At 36.8% G+C, this 19,789-nt stretch carries 20 protein-coding genes; 4 read left to right on the top strand and 16 right to left on the bottom strand.

All coding sequences use genetic code 11. The features are described 5' to 3' along the window. Positions 1-95 precede the first annotated feature (95 nt). The 8 genes from WAZ07_RS01645 to WAZ07_RS01610 form a co-directional block, all read right to left on the bottom strand. The gene (locus WAZ07_RS01645; protein WP_336471062.1) at positions 96-254 is read right to left on the bottom strand and encodes a hypothetical protein; all 159 of its coding nucleotides are present in this window, start codon (positions 252-254) and stop codon (positions 96-98) included. Between the two features lie 190 nt (positions 255-444). Continuing rightward, entirely contained in the window at positions 445-1,137 is a 693-nt protein-coding gene (locus WAZ07_RS01640) for an ABC transporter permease (protein ID WP_336471061.1), read from the bottom strand. 28 nt (positions 1,138-1,165) lie between these two features. Then, a complete protein-coding gene (locus tag WAZ07_RS01635; protein ID WP_336471060.1) occupies positions 1,166-1,846 on the bottom strand; it encodes an ABC transporter permease in 681 nt (226 codons plus the stop codon). Next, positions 1,839-2,762, bottom strand: coding sequence for an ABC transporter ATP-binding protein (locus WAZ07_RS01630; protein WP_336471059.1), 924 nt, complete (start codon positions 2,760-2,762; stop codon positions 1,839-1,841). The genes WAZ07_RS01635 and WAZ07_RS01630 overlap by 8 nt, the downstream gene beginning before the upstream one ends. Positions 2,763-3,027: 265 nt before the next feature. Further along, positions 3,028-3,963, bottom strand: coding sequence for a HAMP domain-containing histidine kinase (locus WAZ07_RS01625; RefSeq protein WP_336471058.1), 936 nt, complete (start codon positions 3,961-3,963; stop codon positions 3,028-3,030). Between the two features lies 1 nt (position 3,964). Next, complete coding sequence (locus WAZ07_RS01620) at positions 3,965-4,660, bottom strand: response regulator transcription factor (RefSeq protein ID WP_336471057.1); 696 nt, start codon at positions 4,658-4,660, stop codon at positions 3,965-3,967. 189 nt (positions 4,661-4,849) lie between these two features. Further along, positions 4,850-6,217 (bottom strand): DUF4179 domain-containing protein, encoded by a 1,368-nt coding sequence (locus tag WAZ07_RS01615; RefSeq protein ID WP_336471056.1) that lies wholly within the window; start codon positions 6,215-6,217, stop codon positions 4,850-4,852. After that, positions 6,207-6,782 carry a sigma-70 family RNA polymerase sigma factor gene (locus WAZ07_RS01610; RefSeq protein ID WP_336471055.1) on the bottom strand — a complete coding sequence of 192 codons (576 nt, stop codon included), beginning with the start codon at positions 6,780-6,782 and terminating at the stop codon, positions 6,207-6,209. Before WAZ07_RS01610 ends, WAZ07_RS01615 begins: the two co-directional genes overlap by 11 nt. Before the next feature lie 457 nt (positions 6,783-7,239). Between WAZ07_RS01610 and WAZ07_RS01605 the strand changes: the two genes are divergently transcribed. The 3 genes from WAZ07_RS01605 to WAZ07_RS01595 all read left to right on the top strand — a co-directional run bounded on the left by WAZ07_RS01605 (position 7,240) and on the right by WAZ07_RS01595 (position 8,548). Further along, positions 7,240-7,863, top strand: a complete 624-nt coding sequence (locus WAZ07_RS01605) for a kinase (RefSeq protein WP_336471054.1) — start codon at positions 7,240-7,242, stop codon at positions 7,861-7,863. Between the two features lie 319 nt (positions 7,864-8,182). After that, positions 8,183-8,356, top strand: a complete 174-nt coding sequence (locus WAZ07_RS01600) for a hypothetical protein (protein ID WP_336471053.1) — start codon at positions 8,183-8,185, stop codon at positions 8,354-8,356. Next, positions 8,357-8,548 (top strand): YwbE family protein, encoded by a 192-nt coding sequence (locus tag WAZ07_RS01595; protein ID WP_020060052.1) that lies wholly within the window; start codon positions 8,357-8,359, stop codon positions 8,546-8,548. Between the two features lie 226 nt (positions 8,549-8,774). On the opposite strand, the gene WAZ07_RS01590 is transcribed toward WAZ07_RS01595, so the two are convergent. The 6 genes from WAZ07_RS01590 to zapA all read right to left on the bottom strand — a co-directional run bounded on the left by WAZ07_RS01590 (position 8,775) and on the right by zapA (position 16,440). Beyond that, positions 8,775-9,971, bottom strand: coding sequence for a class I SAM-dependent rRNA methyltransferase (locus tag WAZ07_RS01590; RefSeq protein ID WP_336471052.1), 1,197 nt, complete (start codon positions 9,969-9,971; stop codon positions 8,775-8,777). A gap of 201 nt (positions 9,972-10,172) precedes the next feature. Beyond that, positions 10,173-11,249: a nitric oxide synthase oxygenase gene (locus WAZ07_RS01585; protein ID WP_336471051.1), complete on the bottom strand. Its 1,077-nt coding sequence runs from the start codon at positions 11,247-11,249 to the stop codon at positions 10,173-10,175. Positions 11,250-11,475: 226 nt separating this feature from the next. Further along, entirely contained in the window at positions 11,476-13,836 is a 2,361-nt protein-coding gene (locus tag WAZ07_RS01580) for an endonuclease MutS2 (RefSeq protein WP_336471050.1), read from the bottom strand. Between the two features lie 20 nt (positions 13,837-13,856). Further along, complete coding sequence (gene polX / locus WAZ07_RS01575; RefSeq protein WP_336471049.1) at positions 13,857-15,575, bottom strand: DNA polymerase/3'-5' exonuclease PolX; 1,719 nt, start codon at positions 15,573-15,575, stop codon at positions 13,857-13,859. 54 nt (positions 15,576-15,629) lie between these two features. Continuing rightward, a complete protein-coding gene (locus WAZ07_RS01570; protein ID WP_090916461.1) occupies positions 15,630-16,169 on the bottom strand; it encodes a CvpA family protein in 540 nt (179 codons plus the stop codon). Position 16,170: 1 nt separating this feature from the next. Further along, the gene (gene zapA / locus WAZ07_RS01565) at positions 16,171-16,440 is read right to left on the bottom strand and encodes a cell division protein ZapA (protein WP_139207680.1); all 270 of its coding nucleotides are present in this window, start codon (positions 16,438-16,440) and stop codon (positions 16,171-16,173) included. A 124-nt stretch (positions 16,441-16,564) separates the two neighbouring features. Between zapA and rnhC the strand changes: the two genes are divergently transcribed. Then, positions 16,565-17,503 carry a ribonuclease HIII gene (gene rnhC / locus WAZ07_RS01560; RefSeq protein ID WP_336471409.1) on the top strand — a complete coding sequence of 313 codons (939 nt, stop codon included), beginning with the start codon at positions 16,565-16,567 and terminating at the stop codon, positions 17,501-17,503. 266 nt (positions 17,504-17,769) lie between these two features. Here the strand turns inward: rnhC and WAZ07_RS01555 are convergent, their stop codons facing one another. Together WAZ07_RS01555 and asnS are read right to left on the bottom strand one after the other, a co-directional pair. Continuing rightward, a complete protein-coding gene (locus tag WAZ07_RS01555; protein WP_336471048.1) occupies positions 17,770-18,273 on the bottom strand; it encodes a hypothetical protein in 504 nt (167 codons plus the stop codon). A 99-nt stretch (positions 18,274-18,372) separates the two neighbouring features. Next, on the bottom strand, positions 18,373-19,764 hold the full coding sequence (gene asnS / locus WAZ07_RS01550) for an asparagine--tRNA ligase (RefSeq protein ID WP_336471047.1): 1,392 nt from the start codon (positions 19,762-19,764) through the stop codon (positions 18,373-18,375). Between the last annotated feature and the right edge of the window lie 25 nt (positions 19,765-19,789).

Here is a 19,789-nt window from a genome sequence, read left to right as displayed (position 1 = left end):
TATGGTTACGCACTCACCTGCGTTCGATATTCTATCAGACTCAGGTGAGCGCGTTTTTCTTGCAATCGTTATGTGTTTTAAAAATAAATCATCACCTATTTTAAAAGCATTCTAATTCCATTTATAACTATACTTGCCACCCCTATCCCCACTAAAAGTAAATAAAACTTCTGCACTGGATTTCTGTAATATAAAAACCCTCCTATTAAAAGCGCTATAAGCCCACCTACTAGATTAAGTACAAGTAAATCCATAATCGTTCCTCCCTAAATAGACCTTCGAGATATAAGCCTTTGCTATACAAAATACAACATGACCGCAACTTGCTTTCTCCCTTTCGCATGTGGCAAAAAAAGGACCTGACCACTTCTACACGCGGCCAGTTGCTCTCGTCTCCCTCTAAAAAAAGGTGTTTTATATTACTCTTTTAACTTATCTGTAAAACTAAATCGCATCCTCTTTCTCAATGTCACGAATTGCCAAGTAGGCAATTATAATTCCAACAGCTGTAAGGACGAGCTGAATGGGAATAATCATAACCATTGAGAACCCTGGATTATAAGAACAAGCGAATGAAACGACAAGCAATGATGATACAATTGTGATGGGAACAGAATGCCTACGCATCCCGAAATACAGCGGAATTAAACTTGTACCTGCAGCAGCGATTGCAAATGGAATCATATTGATCGCTTGCTGCATCCATTCAGTAAATGTGATCGAGTACGATATAAACGAAAAGTATCCATGTAAAAGAAAGACAGCACCTGTAACAATCGTATTAGATAACCAAATTGTTATAAATGTCAGTATCGCTATAATGGCTAATTTACTAGCAATGATTTTCTTCCGCTTAATCGGATAAGAGAACATGAGCATGATTGTCTTATTTTTATATTCTTCAATAACTAATTGCGCAAGTAATACTGCTGCAAACACAATAAATGTTGCTCGCACCAGTGCCCCTATCAATAAAAAAGCCTCCTCAGCATTCGTCATAATTATATCATTTTCTATTTTTTGGATATAGTTCATAAAAATGAATAAGGCCGTAATAATGATGTTGGCAAGCAACGCTCCTTTTACATACCAGCCAAATTTAAACTTTTTCATTTCGAGCTTCATGAGGTGTAGCATAATGACCTCTCCTCCTAGTTCGCCTAATTTATTTAAACAAATCCACTTGCTCTATTTTTCTTACAGTCATATATGCAATCAATAGTCCAGCACAAGCTAATATAATTGGAATCAAAATAATATCGTATAAGGAATAATGATCTTTTAATGTCGATGTTAGCAGGGACATAATAATAACCGCAGATACAATCGTTGTCCGTACAGAATACTTTTTCATGCCAAAGTATAAGGGAATTAAGCTAATTCCAGTTGCTGCGATGGCATTCATTAATAATTTGGATGCATTTTGCAAAAGAATTGTCATCGTTAACGGCTCTGTTATGACTGAATAATATACATTTAATATATAAATGAAACTAAAAATTACAATGTCAGAAATGACAATCGAAAGAAATGTAAAGGTCACAATAATGATCAATTTTGCAATCATCATTTTTTTCCGATTGATCGGATACATAAACATGATTGTCATTGTCTTTTCTATAAATTCTTGAATAATTAATTTAGCAATTAAACTTGCCCCAAATATCATAAAGGTTGCTTTCACAAAACTATCAATAAACCGAAAGGCATCATCGTAACTTTTAAATTCTCCATCAAGCATAATTAATGTAACAAACCCTAGTGCAATAAGAAGCGCTATGAAGGCTCCTTTAATGACTGGCCATAGTTTAAATTTGACAAGTTCTAATCTTATTAAATTAAGCATGGATTCCCTCTCCATTCATAAGATTTAAGAAGTACTCCTCCAATGAACTATTCTTTTTATTGATACTCTCAATTGCTATATCATTCATAATCAATGTTTTTGAAATAGCTTGTTGCGTTGCTGACATGTCATAAATACGAATTATATTTTCACCCATAATTTTATAATTTGTCAGGTGTAGTTTATTTTCTAACAGATAAGCTGCTCGTTTCGCATCTTGAACCGTGACTTCAATATACTCCGCTTGTTGTCCATTAATGCTTTTCATCGAAACTTCTTTTATTAGCTTTCCATTTTGAATGACACCGATTGTATCTGCCATTTGTTCCATTTCAGCTAAAATGTGACTGGACACTAACAGCGTAATTCCATATTCTTTACAAAGCATTTTAAATAATTCTCGTAATTCTTTAATGCCGATTGGATCTAAACCGTTGATTGGTTCATCTAAAATTAACAACTCTGGTTTGGTTGTAATCGCTCTAGCAATCCCTAGTCGCTGTTTCATCCCAAGTGAAAAATCTTTTACTTGCTTATCATCAACATTGTGTAAGTTTACAAGGTCTAACGCTCGGTCAATTGCTTTCTTGTCATAATAGCCCATATATTCGCAGTGTAAATACAAATTCTCTCTAGCTGTTAGTTTTTCATAAAAGATTGGATATTCAATAATTGTCCCCATTCGTTTTAACACTTCATATGATGTACCTGTTAATTTCTCACCGAAAATCTCAATCTCACCGCTCGTCGGCTTCATTAAATTCGTGATCATTTTCATAATCGTTGTTTTACCAGCACCGTTTGGTCCCAAAAATCCATATATTTCACCTTGTTTCACATGCATATTTACGTTAGAAATAACTTCTTTACCATGAAAAACTTTTGTTAATTGATTCGTTTTCAATACGTACGTCATTTTTCATTCCCCTTTCGCACTCGCTTTATGTTTATCCCGCATTAACGGGCAGTAAGACCCCCACCTCAAAATTGAGAGAATCGAAGAAGATAGGTGAGGATAACTGCCCGTAAAAGCCCGATTGGGCAGGCTTTCCATCAGTGGGAAAAGCGTCACTGATGGAAGTTTCACTTTATATAATAAGAAATGGAATTCTCTTTTTTCTTACCTATTCCTTACAAATTTCTTAAGTTAAAAAAGCTTGTAGAATTGCTCTTTCTACAAGCTAAAAATTAATTCTTCTTAACATAACCGTAAACACGGTTTTCTCATAAGGTGTACTAGACAAATGAATTTCTCCCCCTAATGCTTCTACAAGACGCTTCGTAATCGTAAGTCCAAGTCCACTGCCTTGATACAAACGATTTCGTGAATCCTCCAATGTGTACATACGTTCAAATACTTTATCGATATGAGATTCAGAGATTCCTTTTCCTTTATCCCATATGTCCACGTACACAAATTGATCATCACTTCGCAGTGTAATCCCTAATGTTTTTCCGTCTCCCCCGTAGGCAATTGCGTTTGAAATTAAGTTATTCATAATTCTTCCGATAACTTCTGTATTTCCGTGTGCATATATCGGTGTTTCCGGTATATCGATATGAACGTCAAATCCTTGCGTTGTTAATAAATCATAAAATGACAGCATATGTTCCTGACAAATTTCATTCATATAAACCCGCGTCATTACAATATCTTTATCGCCAGACTCTAGTTTTGCAAGATCGAAAAATTTATGAATAAGATCTAACACTTCTAACGTCTTCGTATGAATCTTTTCTAATAATATCTTCTGATCTTTTTCACTTATCGTTTCATCTACATTTAAAATTTCCACATAACCAAGAATAACAGTTAGCGGCGTCTTTAAATCATGCGAAATGTTAGAAAGCATCTTTCTCATGGAGATTTCCAACTTTGAATGCTTAGCGATTGTTTTTTTCTTTTCATCTAATAAATAATTAATCGCCACTAATAATGACTTCAATTCTTTATCATCTGTCACAACTAATAAATTTTCACTCGTTTGCTTTTCTAGAATCATCTGCAGTTTTTCATATGTATAACGTAAATTCGCACTTCGATTTTTCCCCGTGCGATATTGAAAATAAATCACACCAAGTAATAGAAAAATAATTGCCGTTAAAAATATAACCATTCTATATCACTTCCAGCTTATAACCAATGCCCCATAGGGTCTTAATGTACTGCGGCTGAGAGGGATCATCCTCAATTTTTTCCCGCAACCTTCTCATATGCACATTAATAACATTCTCATCACCGTAATATTCTTCATTCCAAATTAAGCTATAAATTTGCGCCTTCGTAAACACGCGATTTTGATTGGTCGCAAATAGCTTTAAAAGCTCAAACTCCTTCGATGTAAGTTTAAGAGCTTCGTTGTTTTTTTGAACAGTAAAATTAGCCGTATCGACTTTCAAACTCCCAATTACAATCATGTCATCTTGTTTTTCCTGCGGAGCGGAATACGTAGTCGACCGGCGAATTCCAGCCTTCACCCGTGCAGATAACTCAATCATAGAAAACGGCTTACAAATATAATCATCTGCGCCAAGCCCAAGCCCTAATGCTTTATCCAAATCCGTATCTTTTGCGGACATAATTAAAATCGGAACAGAACTCTTTTTCCGAATCATATTCATCACTTCTAAGCCATCCTTTTTAGGCATCATAATATCAAGAATAATTAAATCAAACTGATCTTGTGAAAATTTAGCAAGCCCTTCCTCTCCATCCGAAGCTACTGCTACAACAAACCCCTCTTTCGTTAAATACCCCTTCACCATTTCTTGAATAGATAAATCATCTTCTACCAATAAAATTTTATGTTGCACACCATCACCCGTTTTCTTGAAAATTTATACTTATATTGTAATATGGTGGTTGAATTTGGTAAACGGGATATAGGGCATATTTCTCATTGATTTGAAAACAGGTAAGTATCCCTCCTATAGGCTTAAATCTAGACGCATAAAGCAGAAAGAGCCTCCTCGTAACTACGAGAAGGCTCACCTTACTTCATTTTATTTAAACTCTACCGTAAACGCTTGATCATAATACACGATATTCGGATTTACGATAAATAACTTTTTATCTCCAAACGTTGTTCTAAAGACCTCTACAGATTCTTCTCCTTTGACTGTACTGATACGCTTTTCTCGCTTTCCAAATTCTTTTTTTCCGTCTTCGTCTACTAAGAAGAATGGCCATTCATTACTGATTGGTTTCGTTGTTTTATAATATACATAAGTTTCCCCAGCTTTCTCCTCAATTCTAGTTATGGTCATTTCCTCGTTACTACCGAGAGGAACTTTCGTTTCTCCAGCCTTATTAACAGGAATTTTATTTTTCGTGTCATACCCTGAGTGTTTCTTATTATATAGATAAGGAATGACTGTTATTGATTTCGTATCTCGACTAGTTGTTTCAAAAGCTGCTGTTGAGATCGTATTATCATCAATAATATTCATCTGATTCTCCATTTGCTTTAAGACTTCTCCTTTGTCATCCAATACAAGATAATCAAAGCTTCCACCATTTTTCTCTTCCGCGCTTCCTTGCAAGTAAATTCTAAGAGGAGTTACAACGACTTTCTCTAATTTCGCCTTAGGGCGTAACGCACTTAAATCTTTATTAACAATAATTTCCTTCTCACTTTGTTTCGCTGGCACACTTTGAACAGGCAAATCGAAATCCCATTTCCCATGCGTCTTCCCTTCTCTTCCACCTAATCTATCTATATTAAGAGAAAGATTAAAATTATTTGCTATACCGGATACCTTAATTCGATTTCCATCTTCCTTCGCTTGCAAGTCTGGATTAAAGCTACTGTTATTGAAATCAAATGTCATAGCTCCGGAATATACTTTATGATCTTTATCTTTAAATTCACCATATTCTTGTTTCTGTTCTACGAAATTTTTCTCCTTTGATACAACAATATAGCTATTATCCGTCTCTATTTTCGGCGCTTCATCAAACGGTTTACTACCTTCTACGGTGTAAGAAACGATTAATGTCACTCCGTCGTACACAGTATTATTAATTGTCACTTTCACCCCGTTACTCTCCTTAACGGTAGCAGATTCTTTCGTGATCTTTTCTGTCCCTTCTTTGATATGAAAATAATCTAATACGGGCTTAAAGATTGGGGTTAACGAAGACATATTCGCATAACTTGGCATAGCGGTACTAAATACAGTTATAGCTCCAATACATGCTGCGGCAGCAGCACCTATTAATACTCGTTTCTTGATCAAACTTTTGGATGTTACCTTCGTTTGACGATATTCTTCAAACGAATCACTCACTCTATTTTTCAATTTATTGGATGGTTGCATATACTCGGCCTCTCTCTGAAATTCTTCACGCAATTGTTTTTCAAAATCCATTTACTTTGTCCCCCTCTCCAATCGGTGACTTTTCCATCTCTTTTCGCAACTGCCTATGCGCCGTGTGCAACCGGGATTTCACTGTACCGACCGGAATGCCGACAAGTAAGGCAATCTCCTCCAAGCTGTATTCATGAAAATACCGCATAATTATCACTTCACGATGCTTATACGATAGTGTTTTCACTAATTCTAGCAATTCACTGCGTGTTTCCATATGCAGCACCTCTTCATCTGTTCTATGAAACTGGTCCTGCCAAAATTCTTTGCTCTTCTCGAGAATCCGGAATCTGCGCCACAATTTCCTTCTCCAATCTTGTATCTCATGTACAATTAAGCTATGTAACCAAAATGAAAACGGGCGGCTGGGGTCATACTTCGCAAATGATTTCCACATGCGAATATAAACTCCATTCACAATGTCATCTACATCATGCTGATCTACAACGAGAAACGATACCGTTCGATATACATCTTTACTCGTCGCTTCATATATATGTTGAAAGGCCTTTTGGTCACCAGCAACCATCCTTTCTAGCCATTCCTGCCATTCTGTTTTGTCCATGGTTAGGACCCCCCTCTGCTTCTCGTAAAATAGTCTATATTTCTAGATTCACTCCATACCTTAAATGGTGTTGAACCTCTTTCTAAGGGGTGTATAACTTCCTACTGTATATAGTGCCATTTTACAAATTCATTACAATCTAGTGTTATTTCATCTTGCTATCCATCCCTTTAATAATACCAGCCTTTATAACTCACCAGCCTTTCCACCATCAATAGATTCAAGATTTTTGTAAATCTTTTCCCTTAAAGTATTTTTCACTCTTATATTCGCTCTTTTATGTAAAAAGGTTCAGAATTTTTTCGTGAATATAAAAAATAATGTAACTACTCAATCACTCTATGAAAAAAAGCAGCAATCTATATGCTGAAAAACGATAGCATAACAAGGTTTTTGGAAATATTTGCAGAATAATAACTTGTAATAAAAGAAAAAGGCAGAAAGGACAATAATTTGAATGGATAAATGGGATTGTTTAAAGCAACAAATAAAAGAAAAGTACAAAAAGCATAATGGAGATAGACCCTTTATTCTTGCGATAGATGGTTTAAGTGGTGCTGGGAAAACGACATTAGTACATCAACTGAAAAATGTCCTAGATAATGTAGTAATTATCCATATAGATGACCATATTGTTGAGAAAGCTAAAAGATATAATACAGGGCACGATGAATGGTTTGAATATTATCAGTTACAATGGGATACTAATTATCTAAAAGAACACTTATACGACAAATTGTATCAAAACAAAAAGTATCTATCTTTGCCATTTTACAACAAGGAAAAAGATACATTTACACAGAGAACGATAAAGATATCACCTAAAAGTATTGTAATCATTGAAGGTATTTTTCTTTTGAGGGAAGAATGGAAAACAGTTTATGATTACGTAGTATTCTTAGATTGCCCTAGAGAGATAAGATACGAGCGTGTACTTCATCGTGATACATACATAGGGAATTTGGAAGAGAGATTAAAGAAATACCAAAATAGATATTGGGTAGCAGAAGATTATTATTTAAAAAAGCAAAAGCCTTTAGAACTTGCTCATTACGTTCAACAACTAGATGGGGCTGATTAATAATTATTTGCTACTCTAAAAAATAAGCGTATTCGAGTTTCATTTCGAATACGCTTATTAATTTGAAGAAAATAAAAAAACAAGTTAAACAGAGCCAAAAAATTTAAAAATGGTGGAGGGTTCTTCATGGACTATCTTTAACCAACCCCGTCGTCGCTCTCCCATGTTTATTACACTATTAAAGACCCATTTCCCACCCGAAAATCCCTATAGAACTTCTTATTTCCCTATAGTGTAGCTTCATTTCTTCCTTCAACAATGATATGATGGAATTCACTATGAATGTTTACAATTCAATGTATATAAAAGGAGATTTCATATGTCAGAAAATAAAAAAGTAAGCTTAGCCGATTTAATGCGTGAGCAACTTGCGAAGAAAAAGCAAGGAAATGGAAATGGAGCCAATGCGCAAAATCAAAGTCAAGCAACGAAGAAGCTACAAAATCAACAAACGAAGAAACCGAACAATCAACGCAGACGCACAGGTGTTTAAATGAACGGACAAAAGCGCGCAAACATATCGCCTGGTCTTGAGGTTGATATTGTACTAAAGCAAGATCAGCGTACGGGGAAATTAACGAGAGGGATTGTGAAAGACATTTTGACAAACTCACCTTCTCATCCACATGGCATTAAAGTACGTCTACAAGACGGACAAGTTGGTAGAGTACAGCACATTGTGTAATAAGAAAAGGAGCTCATTTTATAGCTGAGCTCCTTTTTTGATGTCTTCTATTACTAATTTATAAATCCATTTTGATTTTTCAACGTATAAGTCACTGCTAAGCAAAACAAAAAGTGATCTCCACTCGTTTTCTCCCTTTGTTTTAACATTGCACGTGGCAGAAAAAGGAACTGACCGCTTCTACGTATGGCCAGATGCTCTCGTCCATCTAAAAAGAAAGAGGTTTTTATTTCATTTTTTTAATGAACACTACCTTTAAATAATCACCTTCAGGAAATTGTGAAATAGTTCGGAAGTCCTCTGGTAATGAATGTTCTTCTAATACTTTATACTTGCCATTCATTTCTTTAAATGCTGTATCAATGAAGCCTTTAAACTTTTTCATACCGAAAGCACTGCAATTTGTTGAAGCTACAATAATACCGTTATTTTCTGTAATAGCAATTGCTTCTTTTAATAAGTTTTTATAATCTTTCGCAGCGCTAAATGTATATTTTTTTGAACGTGCAAAGCTTGGTGGATCTAAAATGACCATATCAAACTTCAGCGCTTTTTTTACTGCATATTTGAAATAGTGAAATACGTCTTCTACGATAATATCTTGTGCTTCATAATCAACGCTGTTTACACTAAATTGCTCAATTGTTTTACTTAAGCTGCGGTTCGCAAGGTCTACACTTGTCGTCTTTGCCGCCCCGCCAAGTGCTGCAAAGACAGAAAACGCCCCTGTGTAAGAGAACATATTCAAGACCGTCTTGCCATTTGCATATTTATCGCGAATTTGCTTTCTAACATTACGTTGATCTAAAAATACACCGACCATTGCTCCGTCGTTTAAATATACCGCAAAGTTGACACCATTCTCTTTAACGATGATTGGAAACTCTCCGCGTTCCCCTGTTACGAAATCGTCTTCTTCAATATATTGACCTTTCGTATCAAAGCGCTTTTTCTGATAAATTGCTTTAAATGTAGTCACATTCTGTAAGGACTGGATAATCTCTTTACTAAATCGATAAATCCCCTCGCTGTACCAACTAATTACGTAATACCCATCATAATAATCAATGATTAAGCCGCCGATTCCATCACCTTCACCGTTGAACACGCGAAATGCTGTTGTATCTGGATCCTCATAAAAGTTTTGACGTTTACTTAAAGCGGATTTAATCTTCTTTTCAAAGAAGGCTTGGTCGATTTGTTCTTGTTCTTTTCTTGTTAGGATCCAGCCATATCCTTTATTTTGCTTTCCATAATATCCTGTACCAATAAACTTATTTTTGTCGTCTACAAGTTTTACGATTGTACCTTCTACATTCACATCATGTAAATTTATAATTGCTTCTTTTGAAATAAGTGGATAGCCACTTTTTAATTCGTTTACGTATTTCGTCTTAACCTTTAAAATAACTTCTGTTTTCATTACCTATCCTACCTTTCCATTCCAATGCTTTCTAGCTGTTAAGAAAGGCCCTATACGAAGTCAGAAGTTTTGTCCCAACTTTTTTTATGTATGAAACCACTCTATGTTAGAAGCACAAAAATAGGGCCGTTTATTTAGTATCACCTATAAACGGTCCCTTCTAACTATACCACGTTATTCTTTTATCCACATAACAAGCTCTTACCCTTTTTTATGAAAAAAATTAGGTTTATGAATTTGATTTGGATAAGGCTTATGATAAATATGCGTTGCTGCAGGGGATACAGGTGGAATTAACCATACCCAGTTCCCTGTTACGAGACGGCCGCATGCTGCTTCTTGTTTCTCAAATTGACTAAACTGCTGCGCTGCTGTATGGTGATCTACAATTGTTACTCCTTGTTTTTTGAAAGAGTGTAAAACTGCTATATTTAATTCTATTAATGCTTTGTCTTTCCAAAGTGTACTGTTTCTTGATGTATCTAAACCCATCATCCCCGCAACAGCTGGAAGAAGATTATAACGATCATGGTCAGCTAAATTGCGTGCACCAATCTCTGTTCCCATATACCAGCCGTTAAAAGGAGCAGCTGTATAGGAGATACCGCCAATTTCTAAACGCATATCAGAGATCATTGGAACACCATACCATTTTACTTCCAAAGACGAGAATGAATACTCTGGGTGTTCTAAAGGCACTTCTTTTACATATTCCTCTGGGATTGGCATGTAAACCGGTTCATTTCCATCAATTGAAAATACGAGCGGCAGCACATCAAAATGTGTTCCTTTCCCACTCCAGCCAAGTTCTTGACAAAATGATGAAAATGATAGGGAATGAGAATCCCCGATAATGCCTTTCTCGGTTTCATATCCAGCGTAACGAATCAATTGGTGATTATAAATTTGAATATGATTTTGCTCATTTCGGTATTGTTTAAAAATAGTAATCGTAGGTAGGATTTTCCCGTCGTTTGTAGCATATTGAATATGATGAAGCAATGCCTCATATATACCCTCTGCATCATTTACATCGCGTGCATCTAATACATGAAGCTTATTCCAAAAAAGACGACCGATGCAGCGATTACTATTTCTCCACGCCATTCGCGCCCCGTGAACAAGCTCCTCAAAAGTATGTTCATACGTTCCCGTCATTTGTATTTCAGATTCAATTTGTGATAATCTATCTTGTATTTCATGAGATTTTTCTAGCTCGTTGTAGCAATCTGTAATAAAATTAGTTGCTTCTTCTAACAGTTTTTTTGTTGTAATCATAGCGTCCCCTTCTATTCCTGTATAACATTCTCTATTATACATAACATCTTCTACTCGTGCCTAGAAAACACAATGAAAAAGAACACCAAAAAAACGGTGTCCTCTCCCTTATTTCGCAAAAAACATCAAATATATAACCCCAATAATAAAGAACGTTCCGCAACAAGCTAACAATACTTTTGCAAGTTTGTCCATAAACATAGCCGTTTCCCCTTTGCTTGGTTTCCTACTTCAGTTCTACAACTGTAACACCAAGGCCGCCTTCACCCATATCACCATAACGGAAGCTTTTCACACCGCGGTGTTTTTTCAAGTAATCTTGTACACCTTGACGCAATGCTCCAGTTCCTTTTCCGTGAATAATCGAAACGCGTGGATAGCTCGCAAGCTGTGCATCATCTAAATATTTTTCCACACGTGCTAGCGCATCTTCAAAACGTTCGCCGCGAAGATCCAGTTCTAACGAAACGTGATAGTCTCTTCCTTTTACTGCTGTCACTGCTTTTTTCTCAACAGGATTTGGTGTATTAATATATTCCATATCGGACTCTTTCACTTTCATCTTCAAAATTCCGATTTGAACGTTCCATTCGTTGTCACTTACTTTTTTCAGAAGCTGACCTTTTTGACCGAACGTTAATACTTTTACTTCATCGCCTGGTCTTAACACTTGTTTTGGTGCTGTGTTTTTCACTTTTGTTTGTTGTTTTTTCACAAGCTCCGGCGCTGCTCCTGCTAAACGACTTTTCGCTTCAATTAGCTCATGATCTTTAATATCAGCAAGCTTTGCTTTTCGCAATTGACGAAGTTCACGAATAATTCCTTCCGCTTCTTTCTTCGCAGATTCGACTTTTTCTTCGCCTTCTTTTTGTGCTTTTAGTAATCTTTCATCGCGCTCTTCGTTAAATTCAATAATTTGACGCTGCAGTTCTTTATGAAGTTTTTCAGATTGCTTACGAAGCTCTTCTGCTTCATTCCATTCACGCTCAGCGTTCTTTCGGCTTTCTTCAAGCTTAGCGATCATATTTTCTACTTTATTTGATTCCGTACTAATATGACCACGAGCACGATCAATTACACGGTCAGATAACCCAAGACGTTTTGAAATTTCAAAAGCGTTGCTTCGTCCTGGTACACCGATTAACAATTTATACGTTGGGCTTAATGTGTTTACATCAAACTCAACACTTGCATTAATGACTTGGTCACGATTATAGCCGTATGCTTTTAGCTCAGGATAATGCGTCGTTGCAACAACACGTGCGCCGCGATTATACACTTCATCTAAAATTGAAATGGCAAGTGCTGCCCCTTCTTGCGGATCTGTCCCTGCTCCTAATTCATCAAACAATACTAAGCTTTCAAAATCAGCTTGTTCTAAAATATCAACAATGTTTACCATGTGAGATGAGAATGTACTTAAACTTTGCTCAATGGATTGCTCATCACCGATATCGGCAAACACATTTTTAAACACACAAATTTCGGACTCATCTAAAACAGGAATGTGCAGACCAGATTGCGCCATTAAAATACAAATCCCTACCGTTTTTAATGTAACGGTTTTACCGCCTGTATTCGGCCCAGTAATAACGATTGTTGTAAAGTCTTTTCCAAGCACAATATCGTTCGGCACAACAACTTTCGGATCAATAAGCGGATGACGTGCCAAGCGTAAGTTCATATAACGCTCATTGTTCAAAATTGGTTTTGTTGCTTTTAATCGTTTTGCATAGAAAGCTTTTGCGAAAATGAAATCAAGCTCTGCCACAACATCAACGTTCTCTAAAATGATATCAGCCTCAGCTGCTACTTCTTCTGTTAACATCATTAAAATACGTTCTACTTCTTGTTTTTCTTTCACGCGCGCTTCTTGAAGTGCGTTATTCAGTTCTACAATAACTTGCGGTTCAATAAATAACGTTTGACCAGAAGCAGACTGATCATGAACGATACCACCATATACACCGCGGTATTCTTGTTTAACTGGAATTACATAGCGGTCGTTACGAATCGTTACAATTGCATCTGACAACATCTTCTGTGCATTAGAAGAACGCGTCATATTTTCCAGCTTTTCACGAATGCGACTTTCCGCTGTGCGAATTTGCTGGCGAATGCCACGTAGTTTTTCACTCGCGCTATCAACTACTTCTCCGCCGTCGCTAATACAATTTGTAATTTTCTTTTCTAAATCATATAAAGATATAATGCGAGCTACATACGTATCTAAAATTGGTAGTTCCACACCATTTTCAATCATATCTTCAATAAATCGTTTCATCTGGCGGCTGCCATACATCGTACTTGCAATATCTAAAAGTTCATGCGGGCTTAGCATGCTACCAATTTTCGCACGCTTTACATTGGGACGAACATCAAAAATCCCACCGAGCGGCACATGTCCTTTTAAACGGATGACTTTCGCAGCCTCATCTGTTGTTTCCTGCATTTCTACCACTTCTTCGTAATCTGTGCTTGGCACAAGCCCTTTTACTTTATCTCGTCCAAGTGAAGAAGCAACGTGTTCAAGTAATTGTTCTTTTACTTTTTCATATTCTAATACACGCAACGTTCGTTCTAACATAGTTGCACGTCCCCCTTGTGTTACTTATTACGCTTAATATAATTTAATAAACGTTCAATATCCCACGTGTTGATAACTGTATCTTTTTGAATCCAACCTTTGCGCGCAGCTGCAGTGCCAATCTCCATATCCTCTAACATTTCAAGCGTATGAGCATCTGTATTAATGGCGATTTTCACACCCGCATCTTGCGCTTGCTTTAACAGCTTCGCACTTAAGTCTAAACGATTTGGATTTGCATTTAACTCAAGTACAGTATTTGTTTCTTTCGCAAGCTCGATTAATAAATCTGTATCGACATCATAGCCTTCGCGGCGACCAATTAAGCGGCCTGTTGGATGCGCAATCATTGTCACATGATGATTCTCAATTGCGGTGCGAAGACGTTTCATAATCGTTTCGCGATCTTGTGAGAAACTAGAATGAATGGCACCGATGACATAATCAAGCTCTGCTAATATGTCATCATCAAAATCAAGCGTCGCATCTGGTAAAATGTCCATTTCAATACCACGCAAAATGGTTATATCTGGATACTTGTCATTCATACGTTCAATTTCTTTTCCTTGTTCACGAAGGCGCTCTTTCGTTAACCCATTCGCTACTTTTAAGTACTGAGAATGATCAGTAATCGCCATATATTTATAACCGCGAGCACGACATGCTTGTACCATTTCTTCAATAGAAAAAGCACCATCACTCCACGTTGTATGCATATGTAAATCACCTTGAATATGAGAGAACTGAATTAAATTCGGATACTGCTCAATTAGATCGATCTCTTTTCCATCTTCACGCACCTCTGGCGGGATGAATGGCAGTCCAAAGTGTGCAAAAAACGCTTCTTCTGTTTCGAATGTCTGCACTTCTCCCGTTTCTAAGTTTTCAACGCCGTATTCACTAATTTTCTCGCCCTTATCTTTTGCAATTTGGCGCATTCTTACATTATGATCTTTTGAGCCGGTGAAGTGATGCAAAGTAGTAATAAATTCTTCCGGCTTCACAAGACGGAAATCAATAGAAATATCGTACTCATACTGAAGGCGCACGGAAACCTTTGTATCTCCGCTTGCGATAACTTCAATCATATTATCAAACTGTAGTAAATGCTCACGCACCTTTTCTGGTTCTGTTGTTGCAATAATAAAATCCAAATCTTTCACTGTTTCACGAACGCGGCGCAAACTACCCGCACGAGAATAACGAATAATTTCTGGTACATTCGACAATTTCCGCTCTATTTCCCCGGCAATAGGAATCACCATTGCTACCGGAAGTCGTTCTGGACGAGAACCAACTTGAGCGATTGCTTCTAATATTTTCTCTTCCGTTTTCTTACCGAATCCAGCAAGTGCTTGAACTTGATTTTCCTCGCAAGCCTTCTTTAATGTTTCTATATCTACAACGCCAAGTTCTTTATATAACTTTGCGACTTTTTTACCACCCAGACCTGGTAATTTTAAAAGCGGTAATAAGCTGCTCGGTACTTCTTTTTCAAGCTCTGTAAGCACTTCTGATGTTCCAACTTCAATATATTCTGCAATAACGGCTGCAGTTCCTTTTCCGATTCCTTGTATTTTCATAAAATCTTCAATTTCTGAAAGGCTGCGATCATCATTTTCTAACGCTGCTGCCGCTTTACGAAATGCTGATATTTTAAAAGGATTTTCACCTTTTAGTTCCATGAAAAGTGCAATCGTCTCAAGTAGCTTAATCACTTGTTTTTTATTTACTTTCATTCTTCTCCCGCCTTCCCATCATAGAAAAAAACTTCTCTTTCTAAAGAAGAGAAGTTATACCTTGCTGCCTGTTTGCCATAATTCCTTAACTTTTTCAGAAAGAATCGGTGTATCATTTACAATTACTTTGCTTATTGTTGATGTATTAAGCGACGTTTGTACTTGCTCAACTGGAAGTACCGTACCGATCACAATTAATACAAACAATATAATATACACTTCTAAAAAACCTAAAATCGCTCCGCCTAATGCGTTAACCTGTCTTACAACAGGGATTTCTGTAAACATGTTTAAAAGATGTCCAAGCAATGTTAGTGCGATTTTTGTAATAATAAATAATGCGATAAACGCAATGGCTTGGTAGAAAACTGTTTCCATACTATTTGCATTGAGCCAATTCGGCACATTTACTTCTTGCTTAAATGGGTATGGAATAATTTTTTGCAATGCAGGTGCTAAATCTTTGCAATACCAATATGCTACAAGATAGGCAATAATAAAGCTTACTAACTTTACAATCTGCAATACCAGTCCTCTTCTTAAACCAAGAAGACATCCCATAACAAGCAATAAAATAATTATAATATCAACCATGTTATTCCAGTCCTTTTTGTCTCATTCTTTCTTTCAATTTTTCATTTTCTTCTTTTAATTTTATATAATCATGTACGACATTGACTGCTGTCAACACCGCCAATCGGTTTGTGTCAAGCGAAGGATTCTTAGCATTCAGTTCGCGCATTTTATCATCCACAATCGCTGCGACAATGCGTATATGACTTGTACTTTCATCGCCAACAACTGAATATTGTTGACCGTAAATTTCTACATTAATTCGACTTCGATTTCCATTTTGTTGTGACAACTTACTGTCCTCCAATCCCGTACAGAATCCTAAAGATTATCATACCATGAAAAAACATCATATGGAAACAGAAACAACTATTCGATATGATAAAAATATAAATAATGAAAAAGGAGTAACCATTTTGTCAAATTCTATTGTCATTCAAGTAAGTTCTGCAGTTATAATGGACATGAAAACACATTACGCACAAGTAGTGCAGCCAAAAGTTCCTCAAGGCGGTGTCTTCATGGCAAAGGTTCCATCTTGCACAATTACAGCCTATAAATCAGGAAAAGTTATGTTTCAAGGTGGACGTGCGACAGAAGAAGCGAGTCAGTGGCAAGCAAATGCCGCGCCCCCGAAAACTTCTGAAAAGAAAAATGTAAATGACCATTCTTATGCACCGCCAGCTTCCATCAGTGCAATGTCTATTCTCGGTTCAGATGAAGTTGGAACAGGAGACTATTTTGGACCGATGACAGTTGTTGCCGTATACGTCGATGCGACGCAAATTCCATTATTAAAAGAACTAGGCGTCAAGGACTCAAAAAACTTAAACGATACACAAATTTGCGAAATTGCAAAACAACTACTGGCGGTTGTCCCTTACAGCTCTCTTGTTCTGCATAACGAAAAATATAACGAAATGTTTGACAAAGGCTACAATCAAGGACAACTAAAAGCAATGCTTCATAATAAAGCCATTACAAACTTATTGGCTAAGATAGCACCAACGAAACCAGAAGGCATCTTAATTGATCAGTTCACACAGCCGGCTACATATTATAAATATTTAGCCAAACAAAAAAATGTTCAACGCGAAAATGTCTATTTCGCTACAAAAGGCGAAAGCGTACATATCGCCGTTGCAGCAGCTTCCATTCTAGCCCGTTATTCATTCGTAAAACAATTTGATGAACTAAGCAAAAAAGCGGGCATGTCACTTCCGAAAGGTGCCGGGAAACAAGTCGATATTGCGGCGGCAAAATTGATTCAAAGGCTTGGGAAAGAAAGATTACCTGAGTTTGTGAAATTACATTTTGCAAACACGGAAAAAGCGTTTCGATTGTTGAAGAAATAGTTATTTTTCAGTATGGACAGGATACGTATAGACTAAACAAGGAGCTGACCCAAAAGGCACCTATGTGCCTTTTGAAGTCAATCCTTTTTTCCATTTCCACCGAAATATCAACCGTTATTTGCAATATATTGACGCTTCGACAGAATATAAAGACATTCCGATAATATTCAACATACGAGTATTCGAGCCACTGAACTGGACCATACCAAAAAGTGAAAGGAGCTGACTAAAAAGTGGACTTTTTAGTGTCAGCTCCTTTGCTTTTACTACTCTATTTTAAACGTCTCTGCAACTTTTTTTGAGGCTTCTTTTAAATCATAAAATTCAACACGTTCTTTCTCTGGAGTATCCTTATGTCCAATTACAATTTCTCCGTCATCTTCTACCCAAACAAAATATTTCCCAATTGAGCCATCACCATAATCAATAGACATATTGTAATGAATAGCGGATTTAGCTGCTTCATCTAGTGATAATGTTTTAGGCTCATCGCCATTTTCCTCCAACCCAACCTGCTCCAGGGCAGATACAAGCTGTTTCATATCTTTTGCTTTTTTCAATACTTTCGTACCTTTTGTTTTCGTAGATGTTAGCTGAATTTCTTTTATCTCTTTTCCTTGAAACGTAACAACCTCTGCCTCTTGTGATGTTGTTGGAACTACTTTTTCTTGTTTCTCTTTTTCCTTTCCACATGCACTTAAACTGATTAGCATGATCGCTAAGAAACATACCATTCTTTTTTTCACAAATTCAGCTCCTTTCTCTTCCACATAATGTTTCTCCTTATCCCGCATCTCTCCCTGCTCAAAAGAAAAATAAAAAGGTATATCAAACAGCTTAATTGCTGTTGATATACCTTTTTTCCAATCTTAAAACTCCGCAGAGCCTGGTGTTCTTGGGAATGGAATTACGTCACGAATATTCCCCATACCAGTAATGTACATTAAGAAGCGTTCGAAACCTAGACCAAATCCAGCATGTTTTGTACCGCCGTATTTTCTAAGTTCTAAGTACCACCAGTAGTCTTCTTCGTTCATGCCTAGTTCTTTAATTCTATCTACTAAAACATCCATTCTTTCTTCACGTTGACTTCCGCCGATTAATTCGCCGATGCCAGGAACAAGTAAGTCTGTTGCGGCTACTGTTTTGCCATCATCATTTAAGCGCATATAGAATGCTTTAATATCTTTTGGATAGTCTGTTACGAATACAGGACGTTTGAATACTTCTTCTGATAAGTATCTTTCGTGCTCTGTTTGTAAATCAATTCCCCATTCTACTGGGTATTTGAATTCTGCACCTGATTTTTGAAGCACTTCAATTGCTTCTGTGTATGTGATGCGTCCAAAGTCAGAGTTAATTACGTTATTCATGCGCTCTAGAACTGTTTTATCAACAAAGCTGTTGAAGAATTCCATTTCTTCTGGTGCATGCTCTAATACGTATTTCATTGCATACTTCAGCATATCTTCTGTAAGATCCATTACATCTTCTAATTCAGCGAATGCAATCTCAGGTTCAACCATCCAAAACTCAGCAGCGTGGCGAGTTGTGTTTGAGTTTTCAGCGCGGAACGTTGGACCAAATGTGTATACATCGCGGAACGCTAATGCATATGCTTCAGCATTCAATTGTCCACTTACTGTTAAGTTTGTTTCTTTGCCGAAGAAGTCTTTTGAATCGTCTACATTTCCATCTTCACCTTTTGGCACGTTGTTCATATCATGCGTTGTTACACGGAACATTTCACCTGCACCTTCAGTATCACTACCTGTAATAATTGGTGTATGAACATGTACAAAGCCGCGCTCTTGGAAGAATTTATGAAGCGCATAAGCTGCAATTGAACGCACACGGAACGTTGCCGAGAATGCATTCGTTCTTGGACGTAAATGAGCGATTGTACGTAAGTACTCAAACGTGTGACGTTTCTTTTGTAATGGGTAATCAGAATCTGATAATCCCTCGATTTCGATTTTGTCCGCTTTAATTTCAAACGGCTGCTTTGCAGTTGGCGTTGCAATTAGTGTTCCCTCTACTTTAATAGATGAGCTTAATGGAAGCTTCGTAATTTCAGTAAAGTTATCTAATTCTGTATCGAAAACGATTTGAACGCTTTTAAAGAAACTACCATCGTTTAATTCGATAAAACCAAATACTTTTGAATCACGTAAGTTACGGATCCAACCTGATACTTGTACTTTTTGGTCTATATACTTATCAGTTTCTCTATACAGACTTTTTACTAATGTGTTTTCCATATTGAAATTCTCCTTTACATATATT

This window comes from Bacillus bruguierae (assembly GCF_037104725.1).
GTDB lineage: Bacteria > Bacillota > Bacilli > Bacillales > Bacillaceae_G > Bacillus_A > Bacillus_A bruguierae.
Note: the sequence above shows the minus strand (reverse complement) of the source record. Positions and strands in the feature narration are given on the sequence as shown.